Raw genomic sequence first — 25638 nt, forward strand, 5'->3', positions numbered from 1 at the left:
ATGCTAATCATTTTATATAGTGACGTCCATAGATAGTTAATCGGGCAGCGGCCCAACTGAGGAGAACACTATGGGTAGTAACGACGCAGTGCAGATCATGGACTCGAAGAAACGCTACGCAGCTGGCGTTCTGAAATATGCGCAGATGGGTTATTGGGATGCCGACTACATGCCCAAGGAAACCGATGTGCTGGCGTTGTTCCGCATTACGCCGCAGGAAGGTGTCGATCCGATCGAGGCCGCCGCAGCCGTGGCGGGCGAATCGTCCACCGCGACCTGGACCGTGGTATGGACCGACCGTTTGACCGCATGCGACATGTACCGTGCCAAAGCGTACCGGGTCGATCCGGTACCCAACAGTCCGGGTCAGTATTTCTGCTGGGTGGCGTATGACCTGTCGCTGTTCGAGGAAGGCTCGATCGCCAATGTGACTGCCTCAATCATCGGCAATGTATTTAGTTTCAAGCCGTTGAAAGCGGCCCGTCTGGAAGACATGAAGTTTCCGGTTGCCTACATCAAGACGTTCCTTGGCCCGCCCACCGGCATCATTGTTGAGCGGGAACGCCTGGATAAATTCGGCCGTCCGCTGCTCGGTGCGACCACCAAGCCCAAGCTCGGGTTGTCAGGCCGCAACTATGGCCGTGTGGTCTATGAGGGATTGAAAGGCGGCCTTGATTTCATGAAGGATGACGAGAACATCAACTCGCAGCCGTTCATGCACTGGCGCGACCGTTTCCTGTTCGTAATGGAAGCCGTCAATCGCGCCACGGCCGCCACTGGCGAAGTCAAGGGCCATTATTTGAACGTGACCGCCGGTACGATGGAAGAAATGTACCGCCGCGCCGAATTTGCCAAGGAGCTGGGGTCGATTGTGGTCATGGTCGACCTGGTGGTCGGGTGGACCGCGATCCAGTCGATGTCCTACTGGTGCCGCCAAAACGACATGATGCTGCACATGCACCGCGCCGGCCATGGCACCTATACCCGCCAGAAATCCCACGGTGTCTCCTTCCGCGTGATTGCAAAGTGGCTGCGCATGGCCGGTGTCGATCACTTGCACACCGGGACTGCAGTCGGCAAGCTCGAAGGCGACCCGATGACGGTGCAGGGTTACTACAACATTTGCCGCGACACGCATACCAAGATGGACCTACCGCGCGGCATCTTCTTCGACCAGGATTGGGGCGGCCTGCGCAAGGTGATGCCGGTCGCATCCGGTGGCATCCATGCGGGCCAGATGCACCAGTTGCTGGACCTGTTCGGCGACGACGTGGTGCTGCAATTCGGTGGCGGCACGATCGGCCATCCGATGGGGATTCAGGCGGGCGCCGTTGCCAATCGTGTGGCGCTCGAAGCGATGGTGCTGGCGCGCAATGAAGGCCGCGATATCAAGAATGAGGGGCCGGACATTTTGCGTGGTGCCGCCAAATGGTGCCAGCCGCTGCAGGCTGCGCTCGATACATGGGGTGACATTAGCTTCAACTATGCCTCGACCGACACATCCGACTTTGTGCCGACGGCTTCCGTTGCCTAGGTCAAATCGCAATTAGTCAGATTATTGGCTGCATTCACGTTTATCAAAAGAATTGAAGAGGACACCATGCGTATTACTCAAGGCACATTTTCGTTTTTGCCCGACCTGACCAACGAGCAGATTAAAAAGCAGGTGGAATACTGCCTGGACAAGAACTGGGCGATCGGCATCGAATACACCGACGATCCGCATCCGCGCAATACCTATTGGGAAATGTTCGGGCCACCGATGTTCGACATACGTGACCCGGCCGGCATCATGCAAGAGATCGAAAACTGCCGCAATACCTTCACCAGTCACTACATCCGTGTAACGGCATTCGACTCCAGTCAAGGTGTGGAATCGATTGTGATGGCATTCATAGTCAATCGTCCGAAGATCGAGCCGGGCTTCCGTCTGGTACGTCACGAAGACAAGGGCCGCACCGTTCGCTACAGCATCGAGAGCTACGCGGTGCAGGCGAATCCGGAAGGTGCACGCTATTAACCGCCGAACAATGCGTCGAACACCGCGCCGATAGCGAGCTCATCATGCACACACGCGAAACGTCCACAGTCATGCCTGCCAATCCGTTCGCGGTGGCGCTAGCCAGCTCCGGCATCACGGAGCTGCTGGCGCAGTTGGACCGCGAGCTGATCGGTCTGGCGCCGGTCAAGGCACGCATCCGCGATATTGCGGCATTGCTGCTGGTGGACAAGCTGCGTGCCGAACGCGGCTTCTCGGCCGGCGCGCCCAGCCTTCACATGTGCTTTTCCGGCAATCCCGGCACCGGCAAGACCACCGTCGCGCTGCGCATGGCGGAAATTCTGCACCGTCTTGGCTATATCCGCAAAGGGCATCTGGTAGCGGTCACGCGCGATGATCTGGTTGGCCAGTACATCGGCCACACCGCGCCCAAGACCAAGGAAATCCTGAAGAAGGCGATGGGCGGCGTATTGTTCATCGACGAGGCGTATTACCTATATCGCCCGGAAAACGAGCGCGACTACGGCCAGGAAGCCATCGAAATCCTGCTGCAAGTCATGGAGAGCAACCGCGACGATCTGGTGGTGATTCTGGCCGGTTACAAGGATCGCATGGACCGGTTTTTCGAATCCAATCCCGGCATGTCCTCGCGGATTGCCCATCACATCGATTTCCCGGATTACAGTTCGGGCGAACTGTCACAGATTGCCGACCTGATGCTGCAAACGATGCAGTACCGGTTTGATGACGAGGCGCGCGGAGTATTCACCGACTACCTCGAGCGCCGCATGGCCCTGCCCCATTTTGCCAACGCCCGCAGCGTACGCAATGCGCTGGATCGTGCCCGGCTGCGGCACGCCTCGCGCCTGTTGAGTGATGCCGACGCAGTGGCCGACGAACGGTCGCTGACCACCATTACCGCACCCGATCTGTTGGCCAGCCGCGTATTTGCGCAGGCTAGTCCGCAGGTTGAACCCAAGGAGCAATGAGCATGTTGAGCGCCCTGATCTTTGATGTGGACGGCACGCTGGCCGATACCGAGACCGCACATCGCGCCGCGTTTAACGCGGCGTTTATCGAGGTCGGGCTCGATTGGTACTGGAGCGAGTCGCTCTATACCAGCCTACTCGACGTGGCGGGCGGCAAGGAACGACTCCAGCATTACTGGAACATGGTCGATCCAAAGAAGGCGCGCGAGAGCACGGTCAAAACGACGATCGACGCCTTGCATGCCATCAAGACGCGGCACTATGAAGCGATGGTCGGTGGCGGCAAGCTCTCCTTGCGGCCCGGCATACTGCGCCTGATTCGCGAAGCACATGCAGCGCAGATGCCGATGGCGATCGCCACCACCACCACGCCCGCCAATATCGATGCGCTGCTGCGCACGTCGCTAGGCAGCGATTGGCGCAGACTGTTTGTCACCGTATGCGATGCGTCCACAGTCAAGAACAAAAAACCGGCACCGGATGTGTATCTGGCCGCACTCGAAGCACTCGCGCAGCGGGCAACAGATTGCCTCGCTTTCGAAGATTCGGAGAATGGCCTGCGCGCTGCCCGTGCGGCGGGAATCCCGACATTGATCATGCCAAGCGCCTATACGGGCAGGCACCAGTTCAACGATGCGCTTCTTGTGCTGCCGCATCTGGGCGATCCGGACCAGCCGATGCGCCAGCACATCCCAGGCGCCGACCAGCGCTGGGTCGATCTGGCGGCGCTGCGGCGCTGGCATGACGGCACTTTGTTCGAGGCAGCATAAGATGAAAAGCTCAGACATTCGTATCGCGCCTTCGATTCTTTCCGCCGACTTTTCCCGATTCGGCGACGCAGTGCGTGCCATTGAAGCCGCCGGAGCCGACCTGGTGCATCGGCGCCATCAGGCGGGCCGGTGCCGATACCTTGGTCGCCGGCAGTGCAATGTTCGGCGCGCCGGAAGCTGACCAAGGCTATCGCACCATCATGCAGAAGCTGCGCGAGCAGGCTGCTCCCAGATAAAACAAAACCATCGGAGACCCGCATCATGCCCCTTACCCAACATCGAACGACCCTGACGCAGTTCCTGATTGAAGAGCGGCGCCGCTATCCGCACGCCAGCGGCGACTTCAATAGTCTCATTCTGAGCGTGGCGCTGGCGTGCAAAAGCATTGCGCGCTCAGTTGCGTTCGGTGCCCTGGGCGGTGTGCTGGGCAATGCCGGCGGCGCCATCAATGTGCAAGGGGAAACGCAGAAAAAGCTGGATGTCTTGAGTAACGATGTGTTCCTCCGGTTCAATGAATGGGGTGGTCATCTGGCCGGCATGGCGTCCGAAGAAATGGAAGACCCCTACCAGATTCCGGATCATTATCCGAAGGGGAAATACTTGCTGGTATTCGATCCGCTGGATGGTTCTTCCAACATCGACGTCAACGTATCCGTGGGCAGTATTTTTTCCGTGTTACGCGCACCCGATAGCACGCGCGCGGCCACGCAACAGGATTTCCTGCAGCCGGGCACCGAGCAGGTTGCAGCCGGTTATGCGGTGTACGGCCCGACCACGATGCTGGTGCTGACGGTGGGCAATGGCGTCAATGGCTTTACGCTGGATCCGAACCTGGGCGAATTCATATTGACGCATCCTGCGTTGCAGATCCCGCCCGATACGCATGAATTCGCAATCAATGCCTCCAACAGCCGCTTCTGGGAGGCGCCGGTCAAACGGTATGTCGATGAGTGCCTGGCCGGCAAGACCGGACCACGCGACAAAGATTTCAACATGCGCTGGATCGCATCGATGGTGGCCGAAGCACACCGCATCCTGATGCGCGGCGGGGTCTTCCTGTACCCGCGCGACACCAAGGATACGAGCAAACAGGGCCGGCTGCGTTTGCTGTATGAAGCGAATCCGATTGGTTTCGTCATGGAACAGGCGGGTGGACGCGTCAGCACCGGACGCCAATCTGTCTTGGAAGTGAGGCCCTCCTCGCTGCATCAGCGGATTGGCCTGGTGTTCGGTTCAAAGAATGAAGTCGATCGGATCGAGCGCTATCACCATGAACCGCAACCGGTCGAAATGCACAATCCGCTGTTCAACGAACGCAGTCTGTTCCACGCAGTGTGATCCGACTATCCACCGTGTTCCATTTCTGAAAGTTCACGCCATGTCTGAACGCCATCCGATTGTTGCGATCACCGGCTCGTCCGGCGCGGGTACCACGTCGGTCACTCACACTTTTGAAAACATTTTTCGCCGCGAAAAAATCCAATCAGTCATTATTGAAGGAGACAGTTTTCACCGCTACGACCGCAAGGAAATGCAGCTGAAGCTTGCCGCGGCTGAAGAAACCGGCAATATGAATTTCAGTCATTTCGGTCCAGATACCAATCTGTTTGCGGAACTTGAAACCCTGTTCCGCAACTATGGCGAGACTGGCACAGCCAGGCGTCGCAAATATCTACACGACACCGAAGAAGCTGCACCTTACAAACAAGAACCAGGCACCTTTACACCTTGGGAGGATTTACCCGCGGATACCGACCTGCTGTTTTATGAAGGGCTGCATGGTGGCGTGGTCAACGACACTGTCAATATTGCCCAGCATCCGGACCTGCTGATCGGGGTGGTACCAGTGATCAATCTGGAGTGGATTCAAAAGCTGTGGCGCGACAAGTCCACGCGCGGCTATTCGACCGAGGCGGTAACCGATACCATCCTGCGTCGCATGCCCGATTATGTGAACACCATCTGTCCGCAGTTCTCGCGCACCCATGTCAATTTTCAGCGCGTGCCCTGCGTCGATACCTCCAACCCTTTCATCGCACGGGAGATTCCGGCGCCCGACGAGAGCCTTGTGGTGATCCGCTTTGCCAATCCGAAGGGAATCGATTTTCAGTATTTGCTGAATATGGTGGCTGACTCGTTCATGTCGCGCGCCAACACCATCGTGGTGCCGGGCGGCAAAATGGAACTGGCGATGCAGCTGATCTTCACGCCGTTCATCTGGCGCATGATGGAGCGCAAAAAGCGCGCTCTGGGCACACTGTAAGAAAGGTTTCTCATGAATGCTCCTGATAGAGCGGTGATTCCCGCCGCCACCCCCGCAGACGCGTTGCGTTTTTTGGCCGCCGATGCAGTGGAAAAAGCCAAGTCCGGCCATCCCGGCGCGCCGATGGGCATGGCCGAAATCGCCGAGGTGTTATGGCGACGTCATCTGCGCCATAACCCGGCAGACCCGAACTGGATCAACCGCGACCGCTTCGTGCTGTCCAACGGCCACGCCTCGATGCTGATCTACGCGCTCTTGCATTTGACCGGTTACGACTTGCCGATCGAGGAAATCAAGCAATTCCGCCAGATGCATTCGAAAACACCGGGCCATCCGGAAGTCGGCATGACACCGGGGATCGAAACCACGACTGGACCGCTAGGCCAGGGACTGGCCAACGCGGTCGGCATGGCGCTGGCTGAAAAAATGCTGGCGGCCAGCTTCAACCGTCCGGGCCACGCTGTCATCGACCACCACACCTATGTGTTTATGGGTGACGGCTGTTTGATGGAAGGTATCAGTCACGAGGTGTGCTCGCTGGCCGGCACGCTCGGACTAGGCAAATTGATCGGGTTTTACGACGACAACGGCATTTCGATCGATGGCGATGTCAAAGGCTGGTTCAACGACGACACACCCAAGCGCTTTGCCGCTTATGGCTGGAATGTGATCGCTGCTGTCGATGGACATGATGTCGAAGCGCTCGACGCCGCGATCCGGCAGGCCAAGTCGCAGCACAGCCGGCCTACCCTCATCTGCTGCAAAACCGCGATTGGTCAGGGCGCACCGACCAAAGCCGGGGACCACGATGTGCATGGTGCACCGCTTGGCACCCAGGAAATTGCGGCGATGCGCGCGCAAAAAGGCTGGGCCGCTGCACCGTTTGAGGTGCCGCCCGAGATGGCGGCGGCGTGGGACGCGCGCGACACCGGCCGTACCCTTCAGGCCGAATGGGAAGCGCGTTTTGCAGCTTATCGGGCCGCGTTTCCCGCGTTGGGCGCCGAACTTGCCCGCCGCATCGCAGGCATCCTGCCCGCCGCGCTGTCCGCGCAGTTTGCGCAACTGATCAATACCGCCGGCGAACTGCACAAGAAGGTGGCAACGCGTAAAGCCTCGCAAATCGTGCTGGAACACATCACCAGCATTCTTCCCGAATTTTTCGGTGGCTCGGCCGATCTATCCGGCTCCAACCTGACCCATGTCAAGGCATCGGTGTGGGTCAACCATCATGGCAGCGGGAATTACCTGAGCTATGGGGTGCGCGAGTTCGGCATGGCCGCGATCATGAACGGCATGGCACTGTATGGCGGGTTTATTCCGTACGGCGGCACCTTCATGTCGTTCTCGGACTATTCCCGCAATGCGATCCGCATGGCGGCGCTGATGAAACAGCGCGTGATTCATGTTCTCACGCACGACTCCATCGGCCTGGGCGAAGACGGACCGACACACCAACCGGTTGAACACGCTGCCAGCCTGCGCTTGATTCCCAATAACCGGGTCTGGCGCCCGTGCGATGGGGTCGAGACCGCCATCGCCTGGCAAGCGGCAATCACCCGTGCGGATGGCCCGACCTGCCTCGTGCTTTCGCGCCAGGCGTTGACGCCTTTTGAGCGGAATCCTGAGCAGACCAGCGATATCGCTCGTGGCGGCTATGTATTGATTGAATGCCCGCAGCCACAGGTGGTGCTGATTGCCACCGGTTCGGAAGTGGAAATTGCCACTACGGCAGCCGTGCAATTAACCCAGGAAGGCGTTGCCGTCCGAGTGGTTTCGATGCCATGCGTTGAGACCTTTTATGTGCAGGATGCCGACTACCGCAATCGTGTTATGCCAAACGGTGTTCCCCGCGTCAGTATCGAGGCTGGGGTGACCTGGTTCTGGCGCGCAGTCGTGGGAGAAAACGGCATCGCCATCGGTATCGATACCTTCGGTGAATCAGCGCCTGCAGAACAGTTGTATCAACACTTCAAGCTGACGCCTGCGCATGTGGCCGAATGCGCGCTTACTCTGATCAAGGGTTGGTAATGGGCAGCATCGATACATCGCAGCGTGCGGTCCTGATCGATCTGGATGGCACGCTGGTGGACACCGCCCCTGACATTGTCGAAGCGGCCAGTAGGATGTTGCAGGAACTGGGTGCGCCGCCGTTGCCGGTCAAGACGGTCAGCGGCTTCATTGGCAATGGCGTGCCCAATCTGGTGCGCCGTGTGCTGGAGGCCAGCGCGATCAAGTCTGCGGTACAGGAGCACCAGGCGCTAACGCTGTTCTATCGACATTATCGGGATACGAATGGGCGCTTCGGCCAGATATTTTCGGGCGTGCGGGATGGGCTGACGGCATTGCAGCAGGCTGGCTACCGGTTGGCCTGCGTGACGAACAAGCCACATGCATTTACCGAACCGCTTCTGGCATTGACAGGATTGGCTGCGTACTTTGAGGTCGTGGTCGCAGGCGACTCGATTGCGCAGATGAAGCCCGACCCTGAGCCGCTATTGCATGCCTGCCGCCAAATGCAGGTCGATCCCGCGCTGTGCGTGCTGGTGGGTGACTCGGAAGTCGATGTTGCCGCCGCACGGGCGGCCCGGATGCCGGTCTATATCGTGCGCTACGGCTACCCGGGACCGGATGGGTACAGCGGCATGCAGTGCGACGCCTTGATCGAATCGTTTGATGAATTACCGGCCCTGCTTGCAGCGCCATCCCTATAATCAGAAAGAGCAACGGCGGCATGGCCATCAAAGTCGCCATCAATGGCTATGGCCGCATCCTCCGCAATGTCTGCAACGTTCTTCGTGCCCACCACGAAGGGGTCAACACCGCCGGCGGCACCAACCGAATCGTGCGTATCGGAGAAAAATTCGACGCTTGACTACGCAGCCCCTTAAAGGAGATTTACATGTCCCTCGTATCGCTACGCCAACTGCTGGACCACGCTGCCGAACACCGTTATGGCCTGCCGGCGTTCAACGTCAACAACCTGGAACAGATTCTGGCCATCATGCAGGCCGCGGATACCTGCGACAGTCCGGTCATCCTGCAGGCCTCGGCCGGTGCCCGTAAATATGCCGGCGAAGCATTTTTGCGCAAGATGGTGGAAGCAGCGGTTGAGGCCTATCCGCATATCCCCATCTGCATGCATCAGGACCATGGCGCCAGCCCCGCGGTATGCCAGGCTTCGATCCGTTCCGGGTTTTCCAGCGTGATGATGGACGGCTCGCTGATGGAAGACATGAAAACGCCGTCGTCCTACGACTACAACGTGGAAGTAACCCGAAAGGTGGTGGACTTCGCACATTGCATCGGCGTGTCGGTCGAAGGCGAACTGGGGTGCCTGGGCTCGCTCGAATCCGGTCAGGCGGGCGAGGAAGACGGCTCGGGCGCCGAGGGAATACTGTCGCACAACCAGTTGCTGACCGAACCTGCCCAGGCGGCCGACTTCGTCAAGCGCACCGGTGTGGATGCGCTGGCGATTGCGATCGGCACCAGCCATGGCGCTTACAAGTTCAGCCGCAAGCCTACCGGTGACATTCTGGCGATTGGCCGTATCAAGGAAATCCATGCTCGCATTCCCAATACCCACCTGGTGATGCATGGCTCCTCTTCCGTGCCGCAGGAGTGGCTGGACATCATCCGTCAGTATGGCGGAGACATGAAGGAAACCTATGGTGTGCCGGTCGAAGAAATTTTGGAAGGTATCAAGCACGGCGTGCGCAAGGTCAATATCGATACCGATATCCGGCTGGCAATGACCGGTGCGATGCGCCGCAGCATGGCCCAGCATCCGTCCGAATTCGATCCGCGCAAGTTTTTCAAGGATGCCACGGCTGCAGCCAAGGAAATATGCCAAATGCGCTTTGAAGCGTTCGGCTCAGCCGGGCAGGCGGCGAAGATCAAGGTTACACCACTGGAACGGATGGCGAATCACTACACGAAAGGTGAACTGGACGCTGTTGTGCATTAAGGCAACGCTGATTTAGCGAGTGCAATGCTGTGACGAAACGTTATAGATGTCATAGATGAAAAACACGGTAGACAGCAATCAAACAGCAGCCATTGGCGACGGCGGTGGATCAAGGTGCGGGATTTGGACAACACCGCAGACATCGGCTGGTTAGGGGAACACCGCAAGGCAGAGCAGGCGCGCAAGCTGGAAGATCAAAAGCCAGAGCTAAAAAAAACAGCTAGGAAAAGACGCAAGGAAAAGTCACTAATCTATTCGGTTGCTCTGCTCCTCCTCTGGCGTCAGCCCTTTTTGCACTTCTTCGGGCGAGCCTTGAACATCGAGAGTCTGGTCATTCGCGAAATAGATGGTCGTCGTTTGGCCACCATCCAGGGATCGGAAGAATCGCACCAACAGCGGGTTCACGATTACTTTTTCGCCGTCTGCTGCTGCCGTAAATGTGCAGAAATCAACTCGCATGCTTGCCTCCTATAAGAGTGTGCGACAACCTGCTGCATATCCATATTTTAGAAGATGCTGCGAAATTGTTGAACTGCGCCCCGACTTGAGCTATAGCGCGCCAATATTTGTTGGTTCAGATTGAACTCTGCGACGCTGCTGCCATAAGCGAGCGGTTCCTGTGGCTATAGATTTGGCCCACAAACACAGTGTGCCGAATCCCCTCACCCCAGCCCTCTCCCAAAGGGAGAGGGTGAGAAATGGACCCGAATTATTGAAACTTAATTCGGGCCGGATCAATAATGCGTGGGTCCTGAAATCGTGAAAAGGGAGGGTCGATGTACAGTGAAATTCAACACTTAGTGTGGCCGAAATACCCGCCCCACCGGGACGGCCGAAGGCACGTCGGTTGCAGTCCGCGTGGAGCGCTGGGCTAGCTAGGAGGACTGACGTATGCCACTCGTCGATTAACCGGAACGCGGTGAAAATGGCGCAACCGCTCCCGGCTTTCTCAGCATCTTGTCCACTTCCGCTACATGCATCTCTTCAGCCTGAATCATCTGCCGTGCGAATTCCTCCAGCGCGATGAAACGCGCTTGCACCAGCTCTAACAACTCACGGTAGAGAGCCAGTGCTTTGCCTTCCGCTTCCAACGACTCGATCAGCATGGCGATGATGTCATGTTTGTGCGAGTCTAAAAGGGGCCCGATGGCGAGGGAAGGATACGCACCGAGAGTCGTAATCCACTCGCCGGCTTGCTGTGCATGCAACAGCGATTCGTCGGCCTGTGCGCGCAACCAGGACACGATCGGAATTCGGCTAAACCCGAAGACGAGGAAGGAATAGTGCGTATAGCGTATTACCCCCGCCAATTCCGCTTCGAGTATTCGATTCAACACGGCAACCACTTCGTCCTTATCGATGTCTGGCATGTGAATCACCTCCGTCGTAAGCAAGGCCCCATCGCGCAGGGCTTGGGGCTAAAGACTTGGCAACAAATGCGTTGTATGAGCAGACGCACAATAGAAAGGTACGTTCGCGCTAGCGATACCCTAAGTTGTTTTATACGTCAAAACGACAAAAAACAAGGCGTATGCTGCCCAACTATGATGACAACGAAAATAGACGTCCCATATCTTTACGTTGTCATATTTTTTATATACGAAAAAAACCTCCCAGTTCTTTACAGAAAATGGGAGGTTGAGTAATGTTATTTAATCTTTAAAAAACAATGAGTTGCAAAATAAAACAACTCAGTTACATAACACCTAAAGTTCTATCCGCATCAAAACGGAATATCGTCGTCCATATCAGAAAAATTCGGTGCCGGCTTGGCGGCCTGACGCGGTGCCGATGCTGGTGCCGGTGCCGATGCCTGCTGACGCGGCGCCGGGGCGCTGTAACCCTCATCCATCGGCGCGCTGCCCATGCCCTGACGGCCGCCCAGCATCTGCATGGTGTCGGCGCGGATGTCGGTTGCGTATTTCTCGACGCCATCCTTGTCGGTGTACTTACGGGTGCGCAGGCTGCCTTCGATGTATACCTGCGAGCCCTTTTTCAGGTACTGGCCGGCGATCTCGGCCAGCTTGCCGAAGAAGGTGATGCGGTGCCACTCGGTTTGTTCTTTTTTCTCGCCGGTATTCTTGTCTTTCCAAGAATCGGTGGTTGCTACTGCGATGGTCGCCATCGCGTCGCCGCTCGGCATATAGCGCATTTCGGGGTCGCGGCCGAGGTTGCCGACGATGATGACTTTGTTGACTGATGCCATGGTTTTCTCCTGATTCTCTGTCGAACGCCAATTCTTTGTGTCACTTGACAATACTTGCTGTCACTCACAACCACATAAAATCAAGCACTTAGAAAAAACACAATGATTTGCCACTGTTTTTTTCTGAAATACGGCGTTGTTACAATAACAACTTTAACAAATTGTGCTGCGTAAAATCCCTTGGTGCGAATCCGCAATTATACCTATGAAGAACGGCACAAGACCCATTCATACACGGCTGAGCAGGTTGTCGGGTCTTCATCGGCCAGCAGGTACTCCAAATTTCACCGGGATCAAAGAACAATGCCGCGTCCAGATCGAGGCCGGTTCGCCCCCAGCGCATCAAATGCGCGATGCAATGCCTGACAGTTGATGTGCCAAGCATTTTTCAAAATATTGAAGGTCTTCCAGCGCCGGAACCAGTCGATCAATTCGATGATGTCGTCAAGGGATGCTGTCGTGCGATTGGTCAGCAAGCGCCACGAGATTGGCTCGACGTCTGCCGGCACATCGAACTCCTCCGCGGCGTGACGGCATGCGTCGAATGTAAATACATGCCGCACTGTAATGATCAGGCTAAGGCGGACATCGTACGTGGGGTATTGCTCAGCTTGCGCGCATGATCTGTCTGCCGACTGACACGCGCATCTCTAGATTGCAGCGCGCGTGACAGATATGTATAGCGACGGAACCAAAAGCGCCCGTAAGCGCCGTTTTACGCGACCTTCAAATTGTAGAAGGCCGCGCCTAGAGCGTTGAGCGATTAGAAGAAGTGACGGATACCGATATTGAACAATTTGTCCGTGTTGCCGGCAGCAGCAACTTTGATTTTGGCCGCACCATCGTTGCGCAATTCGCCGTAGCTGGTATACAGGGCAGTACGCTTGGACAGGTTGTGGATGTATCCGATAGCCGCCTGGCTAGAATTGTCGTTGGTAATCGCCCTATCCGTTTTGCGGATGTAGGAAATCAAGAAAGTGCCTGCTGCGCCGACTGGTGCGGTCAAGCCAATCAGTGCATCGCGTTGGTCGCGTTGCGTGGTAGCGGCGCTGCCAAATACAACGCCTTTTTCCCATGAATAGGTCGCAAATGCTTTCACCACGCCAAAATTATAATTACCACCAAGCAATGTCACCTTGGTGCTGTCGGTGCCGGCGGCGTTCTTGATATTCTGGTGAGTCAATACAACATCGACCGGACCTTTTCTGTAGCCGATGTAACCTGCAACAGTACGGCTGGCCGATGCGTCGCCGGGAACTTCACCCAGACCATATTGCAGTTCCCCTCTGAAGCCATTAGTGCCGTAACCGTAGGAGATCAGGTTGTCGGTGCGTTTGCCGCTAAAGGCGAACAAGTTTGCTGAGTCGCCAGCCAGAGAATCACCAAACGGATCGAAGGTTTCCACGTTGGCGTAGAGGGGGTTCTTTTGCCGGCCAAACTTGACGGTGCCGAAACCGCCGGTCAGGCCAATGAAAGATTGGCGGTTAAACAATTTTGCAGCATCTGCCTGTGCGCCAGTGTCGGCAGTAAAGCCGTTTTCAAATTGAAAAATGGCGGAAAGGCCACCACCGAGGTCTTCGCTGCCCTTAAAGCCCAGGCGGCTACCGTTCAAACCGCCGTCATCCATTCTGGTCAGGGAGGTGCTGCCGTTGTTCTCATGTGCTAAGCCGAGGTCAACCACGCCGTAGATGGTTACATTCGATTGGGCTTGCGCTACACCGGCAATTGAACCGAGTACAGCCAGTGCGATCAGGGTTTTTTTCATTTGTCGTCCTTGATAATTATTGTGCTTGAGAATCCGCTCAAGCTTGCCGGGTGAACAAACATTACGGTCGAACGTGATTGAGATCGACGTTATTGGTGAACCATGTCAACGAGTTTCGATGACATTTTTATTGGCTTTATCTGTGCTTTCCTGAAGCGACCGGAGGTCGACCATATGACTATCAGAACCGAGCGCTCCGGTTGATTAGAACGCCATCAACGGGAACGACGATTTGAACGGCGACGCGGGATCGGCTTGACCCGCAATCTGCATGGCTGGCCTTCAGCTTGGAAGACTGGAGATCACCCTTAGAGCTGGACTGACGCGTGCCCGATGCCGTCGAAAACGACAGTCACAAGATCGCCGGCAGCAGCGTCGAGAATGCCGACCCATGTTCCAGTGGTCACCACGCTGCCAGCTTCGACGACCCGGCCTTCTCGCGTGGCGTGGCGCAACCATGCGGCGACACAGAAAGTGGGATCGCCGAGCGCATGCGTGCCGCAGCGTTCCGTGCTCTCCTGGGCGATCTGCACCTGGCAGCGTTGTGCCGCCCAATCCCTTGGCTTAAAGGCCTGCCATTCGCCAAGCACCAGCGCGCCATGTGACTGCAGATCCGCCAGCTTCAGCAGCGCGGGCGCATCGATGGATTGGTCCCAGCGGGAATCGACAATTTCAATCGAGACCGCCATGGCATCGATCAACTCAGTGGCAGCCGGGCCGTCGAGCGTGGCAGCCAGCGCGGCATCGACATCGCGCGCAAGGCGCAACGCAATCTCCGCCTCAATGCCACGCCACGTGAATGGCCAACTGCCGGCATGCGCCGGACTGGTCCACACGCCGGCTGGCGGTAATGCCGCGTGGGTCAGCGCCGCTGCACGCGATGGGCCGCCGGATTTCCAGTACCGCCCTGCGCTTGGCATCTGCCAGCCCAACGATTGAGCCACTGCGGATTGCACGGCATAAGCCTCGTCGGCATTGCTAAGCGCATCGGCATAGTGAGTCGCGTCGGTGGTGCGATGCTCGTGCCTTGCACGGATCAGTGCTTCTGTCACGGTGGCAATCATTGATGTATTCATGGTTTGATATTCTGTACAAAGACTTTGTTGGAATCAGTAAATCAACCGATGCCGGCAAGCATGTGCAACAGGCTGCGACACGCTGCCGGCACCGGACCGATAACGGGAATGTCGAAGCGCGTGCTTAAGGCTTGTGCGGCCTGGCCGAGCGGTCCGCCGCCGATCACCACGGCCTGCGCGTGGTCGAGCTCGATGCACGCTGCCACTGCATCAGCCAGCGCGGCTTGCAGCGCCGCCGGCTGCCGGCCAAGCGCCTGCGGGTCGCCACTCGTGAAACGCACGCCGCAAAAAGCAGCCTCGAGCCCATGGCGCCGCACGCCGGCCTCGATCGAGGCTGCCATGGATGACGTAGTGGTCGCAATGCCAAACCGGCGCCCATGCTGCGCAGCCTCACGCATTGCGGCTTCGCCGATACCTACGACGGGCACCGCCAGCCGTTGCCTGAGCACTGCCACGCCGGGATCGCCAAAGGCCGCGACGATGACACCACACACCTCATCTGCCACCAATTCCGTGTGGGTCAAAGCCAGCTCACCGACCGCATGCGCAGCGGCCTGTAAGTCCGCTTCTTCGACAATCATCGGCACCCCATGCGGCATCGTTAAAGCGCGGAGCGCCGGCGCGCCGCCCGGCCAGCTGGCCAGGCAAGCACGAGCGATGTCGGCCATCATCTGTGTGGTGAGCACGGATGTGTTTGGGTTGATTAGCAAGACGGGCTTCATGCAACCCTCAAACATGTCTTGCAGCGACGGCATTGCTCACCGCGGCGTCTGTGCGTTCATCGTCCGCAGTTTCACCCATGGGGCGGCCAAAAGTCTCCGGTGCAAATTGCACGCTCAGCGCAAACACCGCATACATCCCCGCCAGCATGGTAAACATGCCGCCGACCCCGTAGGACTGGAACACCCGGCCACTGACCAACGGCGTCAATGCGCCTGCCAGCGTGCCGAGTGCCAAGATCATTGACGTGCCGAAGGCGCGCACACGGGTCGGATATTGCTCCGGGGCGAAAATCCAGATCGAGGTATTGAGGAGTACCACGCAAAACGTGAAGGCGGCCCCGAACAACAGCACCAGCGCGACGTTAAAGGTGAGAAAAGCGAAGCACAAACCGGCGGTGCAGGCCAGTCCCGCACCAATGGTCAGCACGCGCTTGCGTCGGATGTGATAGCCGCAATAAGAAGCTGCCAGCGCACCAAACAGGCTGCCGCTTTGCATTACCATCGTGAAAATCAGGCTCTTCGAGATGGTGTAGCCCTGGGCGATCAAGATGGTGGGCATCAGCGTCAGCACTGAAATCTGGGCGCCGTAGGTCATCGAAACCGCAATCCCAAGGGCGATCGTGCGGCGTCTTAGCTGTCCCGAGAATACCTCGCGCAGACGCACTTTCTGGTGCGAAGTATCGTCTTGCACCCACCTCTTGATATAGGCCTTTGGTTGACCCTCCAGTTTGCCCAGCCGCCCCGAAGCCAGGATCGACAATACGCGATTAGCTTCGTCGACCCGGCCTTTCGATAACAGAAAACGCGGAGTCTCCGGAATAAAACGCCGGTAGAACACCACGAAGAAAGCGGGCACGACCAGGCAGCCGAACAGCCAGCGCCAGCTGTCCGGCCCCGGGAACATCGCGAATACAGCCAAGCCGAACGCCGGCGCGAGCATATTGCCAAGCCCGCCGCTGCCCACGCTGACCAGGCCCACCGCGGTACCGCGAAAACGGGTCGAGCACAGCTCGGCCAGCATCGTCACGGCAATGGAAATCTCTCCACCAAGGCCCATGCCGACAATAAACCGGCCCGCCGCCAGTACCGTGTAGTTCGGTGCGAGTGCACAAATGATCGCGCCCAGCGTGAACAGCAGCAGGTTGGCACTCAGCATCGTGCGCCGACCGTATCGGTCGGCGATATAGCCCGAACCGATGCGCCCGAGCGCGGCGGCACTGAAGGTCAGGGTGTTGAGAAAGCCTACCTGTGTGACCGAAATGCCCCATTGCTCGCGCAACATGGGTCCGATCAATCCTACGGCGTTCTGTTCGAATACGTCGAACATCACGCCCAGCATGATCATGAAGATGATTTTTTTATGCGAAGACGTTACACCGATATCGTCCATCGCCCGATCAAGTTCATGCTGTTGCGGGGAATTCGACGTCTGAACCGCTACTTCTGCACCCATGGTTGTCTCCTGCAAGTTTGGGGTTCGCCGAGGTGTGCCTCGGACTATGTGCCACCGGGATCGTTTGGTGTTTTAAGCTCAGTTGCGAAGGTTCTCTTTGCGTCGTTCACCCCAATGCTGGCGTTGTATGAGGGGCCATGCGAGCCTGAATGGCTTGCTCTGCCGCATAGGCAAGTCTGATGAGGACAGCTTCGGAAAAGGGTCGGCCAAGAAATTCGATTCCTACTGGAACGCCCAGCGGCGCATCCGGGCCTGGCGCGGAAAAGCCTGCCGGGACCGCAATGGATGGGAAACCGGTGGCAGATGCGAGTACACCGTTGCGTTCAGATTGCGTCTCCCCGATCGGAACAACCAAGCGGCGTTGATGGGGAAACGCCAGCGCGTCGATCCGGTGCCTTGCCATCAAGTCCAGCAGCCGGTGCCGTAACGCCGCTTGTCGCTGCAGGCGTTCGCGGTATATGATTTTTTTAGCGCCTAGCTCCATTGCCGTGCTGAGCGTGCCCGCGACGCTGGGGTGCACCAGACCTGATGCGGCGATGTCCGCCAGCGAACGCACCATGATATTGGGCGGCAACTTTGCCAGATAGGCATCGAGATCCTGCGCCATCTCATAGTGGTGCACCAGCGTTGAAGTCAGCAGTTCATCGGGGTTGATTGGATCATCGATGGCGACCAGCGCCGCACCCTGCTGTTCAAGGATGGCAAGCGCTTTCTGCATGACGGAATTGACGGGCTGATGTTGCGGCTTGTGTCCGAAGAAATGCGTCAGGATACCGATACGCGCCCCCTTCATCCCGTCTCTGTCGAGAAACGAGGTATAGGTTGGTGGAATGTGGGCGCTGGCCTCATGGGTGGACGGATCTTCGCGGTCATATCCCGCTATGACATCCAGCAGGATGGCGGTATCGGTTACTGTTCGTGTGATCGGACCGATGGTGTCGTGTGTCAAGCCGCATGGAATCAGGCCGGTGCGGCTGATTAGCCCCATCGTCGGACGCAGGCCCACGAGGTTGTTTGCCGAGGCCGGTGAACGTATCGAGTTGACGCCGTCACTACCGATGCCGAGCAGGCCTAAATTTGCGGCGATGCCGGCCGCGGTTCCGCCGCTGGACCCGCCAGGCGTGCGACTCAGGTCATAGGGATTCAGCGTCTGGCCGATTAGCGTGCTGACGGTTTCGCCGCCGGAGGCCAACTCATGCAGATTGGTCTTCGCCAGGATAATGGCGCCTGCCTCACGCAACTTCTTGACGATGAAGGCATCGTCCTGAGGCACATTGTCTTTCAGCAATGGCGAGCCGGCGGTGGTAGCAAGCCCCTTGGTTTCGATATTGTCCTTGACCAGTACCGGCACGCCACACAGTGGCCCTATCTTCTGCCGTGACGACGCCGCAGCCACCGCATCGATACGATCTGCGTCTGCCAGCGCTTCCGGATTGAGCCGGATGATGCTGTTGATGCGGGGTCCGTGCCGGTCATAGGCCGCAATCCGATCGAGGTATTCTTGGACCAGTTGGCGCACCGTCAGCGTGTCGTTGCGTATCGCGGCGCGGACGCCGGCGATGGTCGCTTCTTCTATATCAAACTGCGTCTGCGATTTGAGTGCTGTTTTCATAAATTCTTTCCCTGCGCGCTATTCAAGACTTTGGAGCCTGTAGCGTTGCAGATCATGCAACGCTACAGGCGATGCCGTGACGCCTCGCCAGCGTGTTATCGATTGACCAGTTTTGCAGGTATGGTCCAGATGGCGAACGCACCGATCGTCAGCATTGCCGCGATCATGTAAAAGGCGGCATTGCTGCTCTGGGTCATATCCCGGAGGTAGCCGACCACGAAACCACTGGTGAAGCCGGACAGGTTACCAATCGAATTGCTCATCGCAATCGCCGTGGCCAATCCCGCTCCGCTCCACATGGCAGTTGGCAGAGACCAGAACAGCGGAGTGCAGGTCAGGATGCCGGAAGCCGCAATCGACAGGAACACAAGTGACAGCGTGGTGCTGTGCGTGACATAGGGCAGTGCCAGGAAGCCAGTCGCACCCATCATGCAGGGAACGATCAGATGCCAGCGCCGTTCACAGTGTTTGTCCGCGCTGCGGGCGAAGAAGAACATGGTGAAAATGGCACAGATATAAGGAATCGCGCTCAACAGTCCGATATGCAAGGGATCGCTAACCCCGGTCGACTTGATGAAGGTCGGCAGCCACAACGTGATGCCGTACTGACCGGTGACATAGCAGAAACAGATCAAACTGATGAGCCAGGCGCGCGGATCAGTGAAAATCTTGCCGACCCGGGCATCCGGAACGGTCAATTTGTTTTCTTCTTCCTTGGCCTTTTCCAGTATGCGTTTCTCACTGCTGATGAGCCACTTGGCCTTGCCGATCGTATCATCCAGGTAAAAGAAACACATGATGCCCAGTATCACCGCCGGAATGGCTTCGAGCATGAACATCCATTGCCATCCGTGCCAACCTGACACACCGGCCATGCCGCCCATCAGCAAACCGGACAAGGGGTTGCCGATGATGCCGGACAGCGGCGAGCCCATGCAGTAGATCGCCGTGATCTTGGCGCGCCGGTGCGATGGATACCAGGTCGACAGGTAGTACACGATACCCGGCGTAAACCCGGCTTCTGCCAAGCCCAGCAAGAACCGCAGAACATAGAACTCATTGGGGGTTGAGATGAAGGCAAAGCCGGCCGACAGCAGCCCCCAGGTGATCATGATGCGGCCGATCCACATCCTCGCGCCGAATCGGTGGAGGCACAGATTGCTTGGCACTTCGAACAGGAAGTAGCCGATGAAAAAAACCCCGGCGCCCAAGCCATAAATGGTTTCGCTGAAACCCAGGTCATGGGCCATCTGCAGCTTCGCGAAACCGACGTTGACACGGTCAAGATAGGCAACCAAAAAGCAAACCATCAGAAAAGGCACGATCCGCCAGGTAACCTTGCTATATACCGCCTCTTCGTGACTCCTGACCGCACCCGCTGTTCCTGCCGCTCCAGTTTCAACAGTAGTTTCCAAGGTGTCTCCCTTATAATATTTATTTAGGTGCGCAATAGCGCTATGTGGATGCTGTTGCGCTCAGTCTGGTGTGATGCTCACAGCGCGCCTGCTGCTGAAGGCCAGTCCCGGCGCAATGCCTCCACATTGCTGGACTGGAAATCAACTTGAGGCGCACCATGCCGGGTCAGGCAGCAGCCTTGACTGCCAATGGGATGGTATGGGACGCGAGATAATCCATGGCTGCTGAAACTCCGCTGGCCGCGACCGGTACGCCAGAAAGCTTCAATCCCATCTCGCAGCCCGTCAGGGTCGCCATCAACATCAGATCGTTGCAGTCGCCCAGATGGCCGATGCGGAACATGCGGCCTTTCATCTTGCCGAGTCCTGCACCAAGCGACATGTTGAAGCGTTCGTAGATTTTCTTGCGCACCGCATCTGCATCGATACCGTCCGGCATCATCACGCCGGTGAGCACCGGACTGTAGACGGTGGAATCGGCGCACTGGATCTCCAGGCCCCAGGCGCGCACGGCACGGCGGCATGCTTCTGCCAGCCGTTGATGGCGCAAGAACACATTTTCCAGGCCCTCGTCGAGGATCATGTCGAGCGCCTCCGAGAGACCGTAAAGCAGATTGGTGCTGGGCGTGTACGGCCAGTAGCCGGCCTTGTTCATCTCGATGATTTCCGTCCAGTCCCAGAAACTGCGTGGCAACTTGGCGGTCTTGCTGGCTTCGATGGCTTTGGCCGAGAGCGCATTAAAGCTGAGGCCAGGCGGCAACATCAGCCCCTTCTGGGAACCAGAAACGGTCACGTCCACGCCCCACGCATCATGCTGATAGTCGGCCGATGCCAGACCAGAAATGGTGTCGACGAGCAGCAGCGCCGGATGTCCGGCCGCATCGATAGCCTTGCGCACTGCGGCGATGTTCGAGGTGACACCGGTCGACGTCTCGTTGTGCACGACACAAACCGCCTTGATGACGTGCCGTGCATCGGCACGCAGGCGCGCTTCGATCATGTCGGCCTGGACCCCACGGCGCCAGCCTTCGATGCCGGGCAGCCCGAGGAACTCCGGTTTGACGCCAAGGCTCTCAGCCATTTTCTTCCAGAGCGTTGCGAAGTGGCCGGTTTCGAACATCAACACGGTATCGCCAGGACTCAGCGTATTCGACAGTGCTGCCTCCCAGGCACCGGTCCCGGATGCGGGATAGATGATAACCGGATGTTCTGTCTTGAAAATGCTCTTGATGCCCGCCAGTACCTTGAGTCCTAGCGCCCCGAATTCGGGGCCACGGTGATCGATGGTTGGATAGCTTACGGCCCGCAGGATGCGATCCGGCACCGGGCTAGGTCCGGGAATTTGCAAAAAATGACGCCCTGCCGGATGGAAGTTAAGTTTCAACATTCATGACTCCTTTTGAATTTTGAATTTTGAATACAAAATACATATTATTTGCAGGGTGATGAAATTGCAAGAAGATATTTGTCCCCACTGCCATTGCTCGCCAGGCAAATTTCTTTGTTTGAACGAATGGGTTAGAATGCAACTTGAATGACAATTGTGGTTTTTAGTATGCAAAATTCAGAATTTCAGGGCAACAAAACTTCCGCGTCTTCACTGCCGAAGGTCGAACGGCCACGTCTGCACGATGCTGTCGTCGACCACCTGCGGCAATTTATTATTGAAGGCGCTTTGGCGCCGGGCATGAAGCTCAATGAACGCGAGTTATGCGAGATGCTCGGCGTTTCGCGCACCCCGTTACGTGAAGCATTGAAGGTATTGGCCGCCGAAGGGCTAATCGAGATTTCGCCGAATCGCGGCGCAACGGTTTCCCGCATGACCGAATCCGAAATTTGGGAGACATTCGAATTGATGGGCGGCCTTGAAGCTTTCTCGGGGGAGTTGGCGTGCGAACGCATCACGCCGGCCGAATTGGCTGAGATCAAGGCGATTCACTACAACATGCTGGCGTGCCGCGTTCAGAACGATTTGCCTGGTTACTACGCACGCAATCATGAAATTCACGACCGCATCAATCAAGCTGCTCGCAATTCGGCGCTGCGCCAGATGTATGTGCTAGTGAACCGGCGACTTCAAGCGCTCCGGTTCAGGTCAAATTTCCAGACGCAGAAATGGGACAGTGCGATCCACGATCACGACGAGATGATCAAAGCCCTTGAATCGCGCGATGGCAAAAAGCTGGCGGCCATTCTGCGCCAGCACTTGCTGGACAAGCGTGATGCGGTGCTGCAAATTCAGCGTGCTGATTCAGTCGCTTCGAACCAAACAGAACCATCCGACCGCGCAGATTTATCCCTTTAGGACTTACGCAATTTCCATCGAGACCGATGGATTTTTGCGTTGTCGAATGAACTCATGATTCAGAAGCAGCAGCCCGCGTCGTCCATTCATAAAAACCGTTGTCACCAATTAATTGACGTGCGGTACCGGGTTAATTTTTCGCAATGAAAGTCAGCCCTGGCTAGTCAGGGCAGTTGGGGAAATGGGCAGGCCATCGCTGGGACCATACCCCATCGCTCGCGCATAGCCTTGTGGCTTAAAAAAAGCTGTAACGCCCAGCAACACAAACACCGTGCAAGCGAGCATCTGCCATGCAAACAAAAAGCTGCCGGTCATATCGCGAATCCAACCGGTCAGAAAAGGCGCAAGAGCCGCAATGATGAAACCGATGCCTTGCATGAAGGCGGTTAACTCTCCGGCGCTCCTCGGATTTTGAAGGTGGTCCAGCGCCAGGATCAAGCACAGCGAAAACGTTCCACCCAGTCCGAACCCCAGTACGGAAACCGAGAGCACTGCCAGCTGTTCCGAACCGGCAATCAAGCCCATAAAGCCTATCAATTGCGCGAGCAAGCCGAACGCAAGCCATGGACGACGATCCACGCCGCGCCTTGCCAGCGTGGGCAACAATACGGCGGCGGCGACTTGCATCGCGGTCATCAAGCCGAGCAACGAGCCGCTTTGCTGGTTAGTCATGCCGCGCTGCATGTAAAACGCCGGCAGCCATGCAACCATGCTGGTATAGCCGCCGTTGATCAAACCGAAGTAAATACCCAGCAACCACGCTCGCTTATTTTTATGCAAAAAACGCGCAACAGCAGGAGCATCGTCGGTCGACGATGGCATCGGATTGCGCACCATCATCCACAGCAGCAACGCGAAGACTGCCGGCAAGGCCCAGATTCCCAGGCCGGCGTGCCAATCGTGAAACCACTGCGCACTCGATGGACTCAGCACCGCCCCCAGCCCACCACCACCCATGATGGCGGCGGAATATAGGCCCATCGTCACCGGAATTCGCGTCGGGTAATGGTGCTTGATCACGCCAGGCATCAACGCTTGTATCAGCGCCACGCCGGTGCCGGCCAATCCTGCGCTCAAGATCATCGGAACCGTGCTATCGACAAAAAATCGACCGGCGCAAGCCATGCCTATTGCCAGCAGACCCAGCGCAATGCCGTGCCTGTCGCCGATCAAGCGGTTGATCCTGGCTCCGGCCAACGCGACAATCCCCATCGCCAGCACGGGAAGGACCGTGAGCATCGAAGCGACCTCGAAGCTCATCCCGGTTGCGGCCTTGATGTCGGACAACAACGGACTGATCGAGGTCAGCAAGGGCCGCAGATTCAGCCCCACAACCAGCAGCACCATCAGCAAACGCAGGTCGAACGTCTTATCGGTACGCTCTGCGCCACCGCCGATGCGGCTGTCGAACACGTTGCCCAGCATCACGCTGTCCGTCGACTTCTCAGCGAGCAGGGCCGTCTTGCACCAGTACATCGATCAAGCCTCCATTCGCCCGCAACTCAGGCGGACGGAGCTTGCAGATCAATAAATTGTTCATCGCACTCCCCATTTCTTAAGCGGCCGCTCGCCGCTCAACCATCGCCACGCCGGTGACGAAACTGACCACGACAACCATGCAAGTGCCACCAGTCCGATATTCAAGGACTTCAGCAGCGTCGATCCATTGGGAAACCGCTTGGCCAAGCCGACATCGAACGCCAACATAGACGGCAACCGTCCCCGGCATGAGTCCGGATATCGTCTTCTCAATCCCTGGAGTCCGATGATGGTAAACCAAATTTATAATTTTGGTTAACCATCTAAATTATAATCATCCTCGGCCGTGGCCATTTGGATTGCTATCCTGCACCGGATGTCCCCGATCTGGTGCCACGCGCAGGTACAATTCCAGCTCCGAATTTCACTCAGAACAAGCCATGGCAACGCCTTCCTCTCGCAACACCGAGCCGCTCAGCACCGCCGCTGCGCCCCACGACGACGACCTCGATGAGGTACGGACAGCACTCGACCATGGCATCGAAGAACGGGTCTACATTGCTATTTCCAGCGCGCTACTGGGCGGCAAACTGCGACCGAACATGCAGTTGCGCGAACGCAATCTGGCTGAAGTATTCGGCTGCAGCCGCGGTGTGATACGCAAAGTGCTGGCCCGGCTGGGCGTGGAAGGCAAACTTGTGTTGAAGCACAATCGAGGGGCGTTCGTGCCCTGTCCATCGGCCGAGGATATGCGCCAGGTGTATTACGCCAGACGCGTGGTGGAAACTGGGATTGTAACGATGCTGTGCGGCCAGCTGTCACCGAAGCAGATAAAACAATTGCAGCAGCATGTCCAGGCCGAAGAGCTGGCGTTCAAGCAGCTGAGGCGCGACGCTTCTATTCACCTGGCTGGCGAATTTCATGTGCTGTTGGCACAGATGGTCGATAGCGAGGAGTTGCTGGCATTCATCAAACGCCTGGTAGCCAAGACCGAGTTATACAAGGCGCTTTATGATCCGGCCGAGTTTGTCAGTTGTGCCCCCAAAGAACATCAGCAGATTATCGAAGCACTGAAAACGAGATCAGTACAGGAAGCAGTCGACTTGATGACCGCCCATCTGGACGAGGTGAAAAACCGGGTCATAGTAGCGGCGAAAAATGCCGAGATGCCCGATCTCACGTCTGTATTTACGGAAAATTTTTAACCACGGGCGCAATCCCGACGGATCAACGCGTTGGCCCGAAACTGTATCTGCAGTGATCTTGATCGCCAACATGTTTCCCATCCGCCAATTCAATCGTCTTTTCCCGATTGCGACCAAGCGCTGAACAGCGTTGCTACGAAGCAATTCCAGAATGACTGCTGCATCCTTCGGGTCGGCTCAATCTCGACTCTGCTTTGCAAGATTCGTCGCCGTAACTGGATGCGACGTGTTGCTCGATTCAACCTTGACCCGCTCGCTACGATCTCTAGCGATGCCCGCAATTGCCGTGGCAGCGATTATGTGCCAGCGCGCCGCTCGCAAGACTCCGATTCGCTACCAATAAACCAGCTTGCCGATGCAATTTACTGTGGCTATCAAAAGCGGCTATAGTACTAGGTTGCTCCGCATTTCAAGC

25 protein-coding genes and 1 pseudogene are annotated in these 25638 nt (G+C 57.2%); 15 read left to right on the plus strand and 11 right to left on the minus strand.

Annotated features, from left to right (window positions below; translation table 11 throughout):
- Positions 1 to 70: 70 nt before the first annotated feature.
- The 13 genes and pseudogenes from ACFOFO_RS05835 (at position 71) to ACFOFO_RS05895 (ending at position 10459) form a co-directional block, all read left to right on the plus strand.
- On the plus strand, positions 71 to 1534 hold the full coding sequence (locus ACFOFO_RS05835) for a form I ribulose bisphosphate carboxylase large subunit (RefSeq protein ID WP_390331100.1): 1464 nt from the start codon (positions 71 to 73) through the stop codon (positions 1532 to 1534).
- A gap of 66 nt (positions 1535 to 1600) precedes the next feature.
- On the plus strand, positions 1601 to 2020 hold the full coding sequence (locus ACFOFO_RS05840; protein ID WP_390327345.1) for a ribulose bisphosphate carboxylase small subunit: 420 nt from the start codon (positions 1601 to 1603) through the stop codon (positions 2018 to 2020).
- Positions 2021 to 2064: 44 nt separating this feature from the next.
- A complete protein-coding gene (cbbX, locus tag ACFOFO_RS05845; protein ID WP_390331102.1) occupies positions 2065 to 2988 on the plus strand; it encodes a CbbX protein in 924 nt (307 codons plus the stop codon).
- A gap of 5 nt (positions 2989 to 2993) precedes the next feature.
- Positions 2994 to 3758, plus strand: coding sequence for an HAD-IA family hydrolase (locus tag ACFOFO_RS05850; protein ID WP_390328280.1), 765 nt, complete (start codon positions 2994 to 2996; stop codon positions 3756 to 3758).
- 1 nt (position 3759) lies between these two features.
- Positions 3760 to 3867: pseudogene (locus tag ACFOFO_RS05855) on the plus strand (ribulose-phosphate 3-epimerase); the annotation flags it as partial.
- Positions 3833 to 3994 carry a hypothetical protein gene (locus ACFOFO_RS05860; protein WP_390328380.1) on the plus strand — a complete coding sequence of 54 codons (162 nt, stop codon included), beginning with the start codon at positions 3833 to 3835 and terminating at the stop codon, positions 3992 to 3994. The pseudogene ACFOFO_RS05855 and the gene ACFOFO_RS05860, both read left to right, overlap by 35 nt.
- Before the next feature lie 25 nt (positions 3995 to 4019).
- Positions 4020 to 5096 carry a class 1 fructose-bisphosphatase gene (locus ACFOFO_RS05865; protein ID WP_390331104.1) on the plus strand — a complete coding sequence of 359 codons (1077 nt, stop codon included), beginning with the start codon at positions 4020 to 4022 and terminating at the stop codon, positions 5094 to 5096.
- A gap of 40 nt (positions 5097 to 5136) precedes the next feature.
- Positions 5137 to 6021, plus strand: coding sequence for a phosphoribulokinase (locus tag ACFOFO_RS05870; RefSeq protein WP_390331130.1), 885 nt, complete (start codon positions 5137 to 5139; stop codon positions 6019 to 6021).
- Positions 6022 to 6033: 12 nt separating this feature from the next.
- Complete coding sequence (gene tkt, locus ACFOFO_RS05875; protein ID WP_390327347.1) at positions 6034 to 8049, plus strand: transketolase; 2016 nt, start codon at positions 6034 to 6036, stop codon at positions 8047 to 8049.
- Positions 8049 to 8732, plus strand: coding sequence for a phosphoglycolate phosphatase (gene gph / locus ACFOFO_RS05880; protein ID WP_390327349.1), 684 nt, complete (start codon positions 8049 to 8051; stop codon positions 8730 to 8732). Before tkt ends, gph begins: the two co-directional genes overlap by 1 nt.
- A gap of 20 nt (positions 8733 to 8752) precedes the next feature.
- A complete protein-coding gene (locus tag ACFOFO_RS05885) occupies positions 8753 to 8893 on the plus strand; it encodes a hypothetical protein (RefSeq protein ID WP_390331135.1) in 141 nt (46 codons plus the stop codon).
- Positions 8894 to 8920: 27 nt separating this feature from the next.
- Positions 8921 to 9985, plus strand: coding sequence for a class II fructose-bisphosphate aldolase (gene fba / locus ACFOFO_RS05890; protein WP_390331105.1), 1065 nt, complete (start codon positions 8921 to 8923; stop codon positions 9983 to 9985).
- Positions 9986 to 10108: 123 nt separating this feature from the next.
- Positions 10109 to 10459, plus strand: a complete 351-nt coding sequence (locus ACFOFO_RS05895) for a hypothetical protein (RefSeq protein WP_390327351.1) — start codon at positions 10109 to 10111, stop codon at positions 10457 to 10459.
- A gap of 431 nt (positions 10460 to 10890) precedes the next feature.
- Here the strand turns inward: ACFOFO_RS05895 and ACFOFO_RS05900 are convergent, their stop codons facing one another.
- The 10 genes from ACFOFO_RS05900 to ACFOFO_RS05945 all read right to left on the minus strand — a co-directional run bounded on the left by ACFOFO_RS05900 (position 10891) and on the right by ACFOFO_RS05945 (position 21621).
- Positions 10891 to 11355, minus strand: coding sequence for a ferritin-like domain-containing protein (locus tag ACFOFO_RS05900; RefSeq protein ID WP_390327352.1), 465 nt, complete (start codon positions 11353 to 11355; stop codon positions 10891 to 10893).
- A 353-nt stretch (positions 11356 to 11708) separates the two neighbouring features.
- On the minus strand, positions 11709 to 12191 hold the full coding sequence (gene ssb, locus ACFOFO_RS05905; RefSeq protein WP_390327354.1) for a single-stranded DNA-binding protein: 483 nt from the start codon (positions 12189 to 12191) through the stop codon (positions 11709 to 11711).
- Between the two features lie 293 nt (positions 12192 to 12484).
- On the minus strand, positions 12485 to 12667 hold the full coding sequence (locus tag ACFOFO_RS05910) for a hypothetical protein (protein ID WP_390331107.1): 183 nt from the start codon (positions 12665 to 12667) through the stop codon (positions 12485 to 12487).
- Between the two features lie 287 nt (positions 12668 to 12954).
- Entirely contained in the window at positions 12955 to 13956 is a 1002-nt protein-coding gene (locus ACFOFO_RS05915) for a porin (protein WP_390331109.1), read from the minus strand.
- Positions 13957 to 14264: 308 nt separating this feature from the next.
- The gene (locus ACFOFO_RS05920) at positions 14265 to 15032 is read right to left on the minus strand and encodes a fumarylacetoacetate hydrolase family protein (RefSeq protein WP_390327360.1); all 768 of its coding nucleotides are present in this window, start codon (positions 15030 to 15032) and stop codon (positions 14265 to 14267) included.
- A gap of 41 nt (positions 15033 to 15073) precedes the next feature.
- The gene (locus tag ACFOFO_RS05925) at positions 15074 to 15754 is read right to left on the minus strand and encodes an aspartate/glutamate racemase family protein (RefSeq protein WP_390331111.1); all 681 of its coding nucleotides are present in this window, start codon (positions 15752 to 15754) and stop codon (positions 15074 to 15076) included.
- Between the two features lie 7 nt (positions 15755 to 15761).
- Positions 15762 to 17207 (minus strand): MFS transporter, encoded by a 1446-nt coding sequence (locus tag ACFOFO_RS05930; protein ID WP_390327364.1) that lies wholly within the window; start codon positions 17205 to 17207, stop codon positions 15762 to 15764.
- Between the two features lie 106 nt (positions 17208 to 17313).
- Entirely contained in the window at positions 17314 to 18819 is a 1506-nt protein-coding gene (locus ACFOFO_RS05935) for an amidase family protein (RefSeq protein ID WP_390327365.1), read from the minus strand.
- 95 nt (positions 18820 to 18914) lie between these two features.
- Positions 18915 to 20234, minus strand: coding sequence for an MFS transporter (locus ACFOFO_RS05940; RefSeq protein WP_390331113.1), 1320 nt, complete (start codon positions 20232 to 20234; stop codon positions 18915 to 18917).
- Positions 20235 to 20400: 166 nt separating this feature from the next.
- A complete protein-coding gene (locus tag ACFOFO_RS05945) occupies positions 20401 to 21621 on the minus strand; it encodes a pyridoxal-phosphate-dependent aminotransferase family protein (RefSeq protein ID WP_390331115.1) in 1221 nt (406 codons plus the stop codon).
- 168 nt (positions 21622 to 21789) lie between these two features.
- Between ACFOFO_RS05945 and ACFOFO_RS05950 the strand changes: the two genes are divergently transcribed.
- The gene (locus ACFOFO_RS05950; protein ID WP_390331116.1) at positions 21790 to 22539 is read left to right on the plus strand and encodes a GntR family transcriptional regulator; all 750 of its coding nucleotides are present in this window, start codon (positions 21790 to 21792) and stop codon (positions 22537 to 22539) included.
- Between the two features lie 150 nt (positions 22540 to 22689).
- Here the strand turns inward: ACFOFO_RS05950 and ACFOFO_RS05955 are convergent, their stop codons facing one another.
- Positions 22690 to 24015 (minus strand): CynX/NimT family MFS transporter, encoded by a 1326-nt coding sequence (locus ACFOFO_RS05955; protein ID WP_390327367.1) that lies wholly within the window; start codon positions 24013 to 24015, stop codon positions 22690 to 22692.
- A gap of 443 nt (positions 24016 to 24458) precedes the next feature.
- Here ACFOFO_RS05955 and ACFOFO_RS05960 point away from each other — a divergent pair, with 443 nt between their 5' ends.
- Entirely contained in the window at positions 24459 to 25223 is a 765-nt protein-coding gene (locus ACFOFO_RS05960) for a GntR family transcriptional regulator (RefSeq protein WP_390331118.1), read from the plus strand.
- Positions 25224 to 25638 lie beyond the last annotated feature (415 nt).

Source organism: Pseudundibacterium arcticum, assembly GCF_042646465.1.
In the GTDB taxonomy this organism is placed as follows: domain Bacteria; phylum Pseudomonadota; class Gammaproteobacteria; order Burkholderiales; family Burkholderiaceae_D; genus Undibacterium_A; species Undibacterium_A arcticum.